The 2,306-nt window shown below is 50.0% G+C and carries 2 protein-coding genes; one reads left to right on the forward strand and one right to left on the reverse strand.

Translation table 11 applies throughout. The features are described from left to right. Positions 1 to 217 precede the first annotated feature (217 nt). Positions 218 to 1,048: a MerR family transcriptional regulator gene (locus AC1WIP_RS14730; RefSeq protein WP_481142539.1), complete on the forward strand. Its 831-nt coding sequence runs from the start codon at positions 218 to 220 to the stop codon at positions 1,046 to 1,048. Here AC1WIP_RS14730 and AC1WIP_RS14735 read toward each other — a convergent pair. Further along, positions 993 to 2,216 carry an MFS transporter gene (locus tag AC1WIP_RS14735; protein WP_481142540.1) on the reverse strand — a complete coding sequence of 408 codons (1,224 nt, stop codon included), beginning with the start codon at positions 2,214 to 2,216 and terminating at the stop codon, positions 993 to 995. The two genes, AC1WIP_RS14730 and AC1WIP_RS14735, sit on opposite strands and share 56 nt — an antisense overlap. Between the last annotated feature and the right edge of the window lie 90 nt (positions 2,217 to 2,306).

Below are 2,306 nucleotides of genomic sequence, written 5' to 3' on the forward strand. Positions count from 1 at the left end.
GGTTTGCAAGCAAAACCATTCCGATAACGCCGCCCTCCGTGATTTGCGTCTGCTGGTGAATATTATGAATTCCAAAGGTTGCGATGGCTGCCCCCAGTAAAATTACAATAAGCTTTCTGATTCTTTCTTTCCACATATATTTTCCTCCGTTTCTTTACTGCCATGATAAACTCTGGTACAATACCAATGTCAATACCCTAAATATTTCAGGTGCATTATGAAAGAATATTACAAAATCAATGAAATTTCAAAATTATATGGAATTGGCGCCGATTCCCTTCGTTATTATGAAAAGCTTGGCGTCATAAAGCCCAAAAGAGATCAGAATGGTTACCGGCTCTATGGCCTGAAGGATATGTATAAGCTGAATCTCATCCGAGATCTGCGCAGTCTTGATTTTTCTATGAGCCAGATCAGGGAATATCTGGAGAAGCAAAGCATTGGCAACACCCTTTCTTTGCTAGAGCAGGAGCAGAAGCTGGTACGCCTTACCATGGAAGAGCTTAAAGAAAAGGAACGCTGTCTGCAAAAGCGCCTGGCGGGCCTGCATGAGGCCCTTTCTGTAAAGCCAGACATCATGGAGATCATTCACATTCCCCGAAGGAGATGCGTTCAGATAACGGAGCACATCACCCGGGACGAGGAAATGGACTTTGTGATGAAAAAGCTCCACCGCAGACATGAGGATAAAATAAAGGATTTTGGAAATCAGACCGTGGGAGCCCGCTTTGACATGGAAAGACTGCGTCAGGGGGATTCCAACGTATATGATTCCGTGTTTTTTGTGCTGGAGGAGGACGCCAGTCTCTATGATTTTGAGCTGCCGGCGGGAAATTATCTTTCCTATTTTTACCAAGGCGGCTATCTGCAAAACGGCAGGCGCGTAAAAGAGGCCCTTTCCTGGCTGGAGGAAAAGGGCCGGTATGCTTCAGGCGCTGCCTTTGAGCTGTATGTGATCGATAACCGGGACACCTCGCTGGAAGAGGAATTTCTCACCGAGATTCAGATTCCCGTTTCCGCAGCATCCTCTCGTGCATCAAAACCATAAGAATCAGAATCACAGCCAGATAAACCGGAAACAGGGAAACACTGATATGGTTTGCCACAAGGCCAAACACGGAGGGCATGAAGCAGGTTCCCACATAGGCGGACGCCATCTGCACACCGATCAGCGCCTGGGAGGAATCCGCACCGAAATGCGCCGGGGTAGAGTGAATAATACAAGGGTAGACAGGCGCGCAGCCAAGCCCTACCACAGCAAGCCCCGCAAAAGCCGTAATCTCTCCAAAGGGCAGTAGCAGCGCCAATATTCCCATAAAAATCAAAGCCTGGCCAAGCCGGATCATCTGCGTATCCTTAAGCTTCATGGTAAGAAAGCCGCTGGCCGCTCTCCCAATAGTGATTCCCAGAAAGAAAAGTCCTGCATAGCCCGCCGCCTGCTGGCCGGATAAGCCCGTATGCAGCGCAAGGTAGCTGCCCGCCCACAGGCCCACAGTCTGCTCCAGGGCGCAGTAGCAAAAGAAGGTGACCATAATCTCCTTTGCCCCGGGTATACCCAAAATCTTTTTTAAGGAAAGGATCTCTCCTTCACCGGCAGACGCCTCTGTGCCTGCATCCAATTCTGCGCCGCCGTCTGTCCCTGCACTGTCCTCCCTCTGAGAGGATGTGGTATTTTTCTTCCAGAGAGGAAGGCTCAACAGCAGCACCACTGTCAGGGCGATCTGTATCAGGCTGATATAGCGGTAGCCCATGTTCCATGTCTGTCCCCTTGTCAGGGCAAAGCTCATGATAGAAGGACCTAAGGATGCGCCCACTCCCCACATACAGTGAAGCCAGCTCATATGGCGGCTGGCATAGTGAAGCGCCACATAGTTGTTTAAGGAAGCATCCACTCCCCCCGCTCCCAGACCGTAGGGAACCGCCCACAGACACAAAGCCCAAAAGGAGTGGCTCATGGAAAAGCCAAACAGTGCTGCCGCCGTCATGGCCACGCTTACCGTGGTCACTTTTCCTGTGCCGAATTTTCTGGTAAGCCTGTCGCTCAGCAGACTTGACACGATGGTGCCGGCCGCAATGATCATGGAGATCACTCCCGCATAGGACACCGGAACCTGAAATTCCTGATACATGGACGGCCAGGCGGAGCCCAAAAGGGAATCCGGCAGGCCCAGACTGATAAAGGCAAGATAAATAATCGCTAAAAGCAGATGAAACATACTTTTTTATTCCTCCATTATAATTATGCTTTACAAATGAACTTATTTTCGCCGCCGTCCCTGAAAGGCTGGACGCCGACTGTTTTAAAC

The organism is Acetatifactor sp., from assembly GCF_982438285.1.